The 6,178-nt window shown below is 62.4% G+C and carries 4 protein-coding genes; 1 reads left to right on the top strand and 3 read right to left on the bottom strand.

Going from position 1 to position 6,178, the window contains the following annotated elements:
* Positions 1 to 232: 232 nt before the first annotated feature.
* Positions 233 to 1,036: a [LysW]-aminoadipate kinase gene (locus A6A03_RS09350; RefSeq protein ID WP_066786896.1), complete on the bottom strand. Its 804-nt coding sequence runs from the start codon at positions 1,034 to 1,036 to the stop codon at positions 233 to 235.
* A gap of 121 nt (positions 1,037 to 1,157) precedes the next feature.
* Here A6A03_RS09350 and A6A03_RS09345 point away from each other — a divergent pair, with 121 nt between their 5' ends.
* Entirely contained in the window at positions 1,158 to 2,294 is a 1,137-nt protein-coding gene (locus A6A03_RS09345; RefSeq protein WP_066786887.1) for an N-acetylmuramoyl-L-alanine amidase, read from the top strand.
* A gap of 10 nt (positions 2,295 to 2,304) precedes the next feature.
* Here the strand turns inward: A6A03_RS09345 and A6A03_RS09340 are convergent, their stop codons facing one another.
* Positions 2,305 to 4,953, bottom strand: a complete 2,649-nt coding sequence (locus A6A03_RS09340; protein WP_066786885.1) for a C25 family cysteine peptidase — start codon at positions 4,951 to 4,953, stop codon at positions 2,305 to 2,307.
* Between the two features lie 13 nt (positions 4,954 to 4,966).
* On the bottom strand, positions 4,967 to 6,169 hold the full coding sequence (locus tag A6A03_RS09335) for a DUF11 domain-containing protein (RefSeq protein ID WP_066786883.1): 1,203 nt from the start codon (positions 6,167 to 6,169) through the stop codon (positions 4,967 to 4,969).
* Positions 6,170 to 6,178: the final 9 nt, after the last annotated feature.

The following is a 6,178-nucleotide window of genomic DNA, read 5'->3' as shown; positions in this document are numbered from 1 at the left end:
AATCATGGTGGAATTGCTCTCTCCATACCATGATACGAGGTAGGCTGGCTCACCTCAAAAACCTACCCCCGAAAGCCCCTTGCCCCTCCCCCGCTGGCGCGGGAGAGGGGAGCGGTTTGAGCCTCGGCTAAGCAGGTGATGGTAGCAATGGGCATCGATCCAGTGGAGTGCGGCAGTGAGACTGCCGCACTCCACAAGCGCGCGGCAGTGAGACTGCCGCACTCCAGAAGGCTTAGGCGATATGGGTGCCACCACCGGCCAGCGCATGGCTGATGCAGGCGGGAATCCGGGCATCGGCCAGAATGACGCGCTGCACCCCGCCGGCCAACGCCTCTTGCGCGCCGAGCAATTTCTTCTTCATCCGCCCGGCGGCATAGTCCATGTTGGCTTCAAGCTCGGTACGCGGGATGTGGGAGATTAGGGATGCCTCATCAGGGAAGGTGCGCAGTAGGCCGGGCACATTCGAGAGCAGGATCAGCGTCTGCGCACCGAGGGCGGCGGCGATGGCAGCAGCGGCGCGATCGCCATCGACATTGACCGCTTCGCCAGCGGTGGAACAGGCAATCGGCGCTACCACCGGCAGATAGCCGGCATCGAGCAGCATACGCAAGAGCGGCGCATTCACCTGCTCGATCGTCCCAGTCCAATCATCGCGCAAGATCATCTGGCGACCCTGCTCGATCACTCTGATGGTTGATTTCCGTTTGCCTTCCAGTAACCGGCCATCGAGGCCGCTCAAGCCCAACGCCATCACCCCGCGCATCTGCAACCGTTCAACCAACTGTTTATTGATTAGACCGGCGGTTGCCATCAAAAAGATTTCGAGCGTGCGCCGGTCGGTATAACGGCTGGTATGGCCGCCCGGCGAGGTAACAAACCGCGGTGGATGGCCGAGCGCTTCGGCCAAGCGATTGGTCTGATCCGAGCCGCCGTGAACGAGTACTAGCCGCTCGCCGGCTTGCCAGCGCGCCGCCACATCGTCGCAAAGCGCGTCGTAGTCGTTGCCGGCGCTGCCACCCACCTTCACCACTAACATAGCAGCTTCCTCCTTATTGCCGCAGGCATCGCATGGAACGCATAGCGCGGATACGCCGCAGTACCGGATTTCTCAGCAATTTCTCTAACAACTATCGCCGCAGAAATGGTATGATAGTCGTATGCGATTGATAACTTGCCTTATTCTACTTCACTTCTTCATCCTAGCTGCGTGTGCGCCCGCACCAGCAGGAACGACGGAACGCGAGGCCGCTAGCACGCCGGCGGCGACGCCGCTACCGCTGCCCTCGCCAACCCAGCCGCCCTCGCCAACGGCAACACCAGCGCGGGTGGCGCAAGCGGCGCCGCCACCAATGAGTGATGCAGCGGCGGAACCAGCGCCGCCAACGCCAACCGCGACCCCAAGCGCGCCACCAACCCCAACGCCGCGCCCGCCCGGCACACCGCCGCGCGTGGGCCTCCAGATCGGGCACTTGCGTTCGCACGAACTGCCTGAGGAACAGGCCCACTTGCGCACCTCGACGGGAGCGCGCTGGAATGGGATCACGGAAGCGCAGGTGAACGAAGCAATTGCGGTGCGTGTCCGCGACATACTGGTCGCGGCGGGAGTGGAGGTTGATCTGCTACCGGCCACCGTACCACCGGCGTATGACGCCGATGCGTTTGTGGCGATCCATGCCGATGGATCGGTGGAAGGAGCGCGGGGATGGAAGATCGCCACGCCGTGGCGGACATCGGCGGCGAGCCGCGCGCTGATGGAAGCAGTCGCCGCCACGTATGGCGTGATCACCGGCCTGCCAGAGGATCGCAACGGTATCACCATCAATATGCGCGGCTATTATGCCTTTAATTACCGCCGCCATACGCACGCGATCGCCCGTACCACGCCGGCAATCATTGTCGAAACGGGATTTTTGACCAATGCTGCCGACCGCGAAATTATTGTGGCCCGGCCCGATCTGGCGGCGCGCGGAATTGCCGAAGGGATTCTGCGCTACCTCAAACAGCGCGATCCGAACGATGGCGCGGCGTTGTTGCCACCCGAATGGCCCATCTTCTACACCAACGCTGAGACGGCAGTGCGGGCCGGGCCAGCCGAGACGGCGCGACTGGTGGCACGTGTACCGGCTGATAGCCGCGTCTTTGTCTTCAATCAGGCAGGCGAGTGGTACGAAGCGATGGTGCGGGCCGGTGATGCGCGGTACGTGGGGTGGGTGCGGGTCGAGCAGACCCGCCCGGCGACAGCCAACGACAACCCAGCGCCGCCGCCCGCCGAACCACCGGGCACGAATCCGTAAAGGATGCGCCTTACCGCTGGACGACCGGTACATTCACCTGATACAACGGGCGAGCAGCGACTGGCGTGAGCGGATCGCCTAACAACAAGAACGTGTTCAGCGACTCGCGGGCTGTGCCGTTGGCGGCGAGATTGGCATAACCGGCAGCGATAAGCCGGCCAAGCAGTGGTTGGGGTTCGCCATCCCACAGCGCCGCTACAAAGCCAAGCAACAACTGGCGATGGCCATAAGCCACGCCAAACCCGCTCGAACTCCACGTGGCAATCGCGCCGCCGGCAGGATTCAGCACGAGCGCTTCATCGATCGTCGTACCACGAAACGAGGGATGTTGGAACGCGCCGGTGAGGCAGGTCATGCTCAGCACCACCGGCAGCGCCAGCACGTTGCGCAAATCGGTCGCCGTATCCACATTCAGCAGAAATGGATCGGTCATCCCCACTTGGGTAAAAGCCCACTGAAACTGCAACCCATGCCCAGCATAGACGAGCAAACCCGCACCTTGGTTGAAGGCGGCAAAGGCTTGCTCACGGGCCGCTACCGGATCAGCCACCCGCCCGGCTGGCCCAGCCGGATCGTAATAGACGCGAGTGGTGCTAGTTTGGGCCGGCTGGAGCGCAATCGCTTCATCGAGCAACGCGGCAAAATCACCGGCAGTATCGGGGTTATCGGCCAGATAGACCGCATGGCGCTGCCACGCGCCGCTGCTCTGCTCATACGCAAGCAACTTGGCGACCAGCGCGCGCAATTCGTCGACGGTCTTCACCGGCAAGCGCCCGATCCACAGATCAGGCTGGAAGAGGCTCTCGGCCAGCGGATCATCGCCATCTAGTTGGGCAAAACAGGTCTCACAGGCCGTTTCACCCAGCCACGGATCGACGTCGGCCAGATAGGGCGGAATCAGGCTTGGCCAGCCGTGACCGAGATAATTACGCGGATCGGAACTGCCATCACCAACCAAGATAACCGCTTCCGGCTTGGTAGGCCATGTCGCTGTCGCATACCGCAGAAACTGGCGTATCGCGGCCGGATCCGGCTCGCCGCCGCTCCAACCGGTAAAGATATCTTCCACTGCCAGCGCAAGCGGCGCCCACCCCTGCGTCTGCCGGCGAGCCAGCAGCGGTTCGAGCGCCGGCACAAAGGCGCGCGGTGCAATGTAGATAGCACGAGCATTGCGCGGCGTGGCTAGATCAACCGGTTGATGGCGAGCAACTGCCGGGGTATGGAGCGTAGCGGCGCCAGTGACCAGATAACGGCGCGGTGCCGGCGCATCATCGGCAAACGCCGGGCCACTGAAGGTTAGGCGCACCGGCTGCTGCGGATTGGTGATGTCGTAGACGGCTGCGCCGGCAGCAGCACCACTTAACGAATACTTGAAACGACCGGCTTGGCCCCGAAAGATGGCTCCCGGCGCAGAAAAAGCCGCTTGTGCCGGCGCATCAAAGAGGATGCGATCAAGATAGACGCGATCGATCCCGGCCACCGGATCGAGGGTGAGGGTGAGAACACTCACTGCCGCCGGCAGCGTTACAGTGGCGCGATGCATGCCTGAGCCGCTCCACGTAATGGTAGTACTCCAGCCGCCGGCAGTCGTGAGGTGAAGCCGGTGGTTGCCGCTATGTTTGACCAGTGTCGCCAATTCAAGCGTAACCGTCATCTGGCCGCTGGCGGCAAACGGTAAAGGAGCGGCCAGCGTCATGGTGGCGCTCACCGGGGCACCGGCCACGGCATTGAGCTGGCGGCTAAAGAAGCGATCGCCATCGAACCCGGCCAATGCTGGCTCGTAGATGGTTGGCGGATCGGATGGCCAGCTACCGGTGATGCGAATGGCAGCCGGCTGATCGCCGGTTTGCGGCTGTGCAACGCGCGTCGCCATCAACGAGGTTGCGGTTGGTTCGACCGTCAGCCAATAGCGGTCGGTCGCCGACCAGCGATCGCCGGGAGGAGGCGCGTAAAAGCGAAGAGCTGTCACCGTTGCGCCACTCGTGACCGCCTCCAATGGGAAGGTCAGACCGGCCCGTTGGAGACGCAAGCGATGAGGCGGTACCTCATTTAGATCAAGACCGAGTGCGCGCAAAGCATCGGCACTGATCTGCTGGATGCCTTCAGCAGCGACATCAATCGTCCATGCGTCGCGCTCAGCGAGCGGATCAGGCGCAGGCACGCTGGCGAGCTGAGCAGCAGGAGCGCTGCTAACCGGCGTCAGCGACGCGCCGGCGATAAAAGCCGTCAGGCTCAACGCCAAGCGCGGTTCGTCCCCGGCCAGATATTGAGGAGCAATCTCGTAGAGCGCCGTGCGAACACCGCGGTGAGAACCTTCGCCAATCAAGCGGAGCGGCGCCGAAGGCGGAGCGGGCACAAACGCTGGCAACGGCAAGCGGAGTTCGCCATCTACTTCCAGCGCCGGCAGTGACGGCGCCGGCAACGGTTCAGCCAATGGCTGATCGCGCAACACGCGGATGACCGGCGCTGCCGGCGCACTATCGGCTAGGTAGAGCAGAAACCGCTGCGGTTCGCGCGCACTGGCCAATTGCCAGCGCACCTCGACCCCGCCGGAAACTGGTTGCAACAGCAAGCCGGCAACCGGCTGCGCCAGCGTCACCGGCGCAGCCGAGGCAAGCAGAGCGGCCAAGGCAAGAAAGAAGAGCAGAAAGCGCCGCATTCGAGCTCAATTCCTAACGATACGAGCGCCGTTGCAACAACGTGCCCAAGCCAATGATAACCAGCGCCAACCCGATCAAGCTCAGGAACGGGCGAACCGGATTGCCAGCGGTTTGCGGCAAGGAGACCGGCGGCGAGCCAAGGGTTACGCTACTCGCATTATTATCGGTGGTAATCTCGCGATCGCTCGTGCGAACGCTAGCAGTATTCACATTATTCGGCGCAACGAGCGGCGCCACCACTTGGGCTGTCACCTGTACGACAATCGTCTCGCCGGGAGCGAGCGATGGCGCAGCGACCGTTACCTGATTGCCGCTAGCACTGGCAGTACCAGCAGTGGTCGTCACACCAAGCAAGCGTAATGATGACGGCAACGTATCGGTAAGGGTAATATCGGTTGCCGGCGCGCCACCGATATTTCCGATCGTCAGGGTATAGACCACTTGATCGCCAATACGCGCCACAGCCGGCGATACTGACTTCGCAAGGGTCAGATCGGGCACCGGCGGCAACACCGTTGCGCTGCTAGTATTGTTGTCGGTGGTAATCTCGGTTGTCCCTGAGCGCGCCACCGCCACGTTGCGATTATCCGGCGGCAACGGTTCGGCCACTACTTCAGCGCGAATCGTAATGGTCACTACCTCACCCGGCGCCACTACCGGCACGACAACCGTCACGCGATTACCGGCGATTTGGGCAGCGCCACTGGAAGCGCTTGCATCGATCAGGCGCAAAAAGGCCGGCAACGGATCATCGATCGTGACATCAACCGCAGGCGCGCCACCAGCATTGCTGAGGGTCAGCGTATACACAACTTGATCGCCAACGCGGGCCACAGCAGGAGAAACCGACTTATTCAGCACCAGATCAGGGCGCGCACCGGGCGAGTCGGGCGGCACAGCCGGAGTGGGCGTATCCGTCGGTGGGATCACTGGCGTGCTAGTTGGCGGAACTACCGGTGTGTTGGTTGGTGGAACTACCGGCGTATTCGTCGGCGTGTTGGTTGGTGGAACCACCGGCGTGTTCGTCGGCGTGTTGGTTGGTGGAACCACCGGCGTGTTCGTCGGCGTACGAGTTGGCGGTTCGGCAGTGCTTGTTTCGGTAATATTCAACGGCGGCATAGCGCCAACCATCACCGGCGGCGACGACAACAACGCTATGAGTAATAAAGCCCCTCCTAGCACGATTGGCAACATTCGCCAGACAACGTGTCTCATGATTGTGTT

The organism is Chloroflexus islandicus (assembly GCF_001650695.1).
Lineage (GTDB): Bacteria > Chloroflexota > Chloroflexia > Chloroflexales > Chloroflexaceae > Chloroflexus > Chloroflexus islandicus.
This window is presented reverse-complemented; position numbering and strand designations above follow the sequence as displayed.

Excerpts from the sequence above, each read along its gene's own strand:
- A6A03_RS09340 (WP_066786885.1), bottom strand. The coding sequence starts at position 4,953 with ATGCGGCGCTTTCTGCTCTTCTTTCTTGCCTTGGCCGCTCTGCTTGCC.
- A6A03_RS09345 (WP_066786887.1), top strand. The coding sequence starts at position 1,158 with ATGCGATTGATAACTTGCCTTATTCTACTTCACTTCTTCATCCTAGCT.
- A6A03_RS09350 (WP_066786896.1), bottom strand. The coding sequence starts at position 1,036 with ATGTTAGTGGTGAAGGTGGGTGGCAGCGCCGGCAACGACTACGACGCG.
- A6A03_RS09335 (WP_066786883.1), bottom strand. The coding sequence starts at position 6,169 with ATGAGACACGTTGTCTGGCGAATGTTGCCAATCGTGCTAGGAGGGGCT.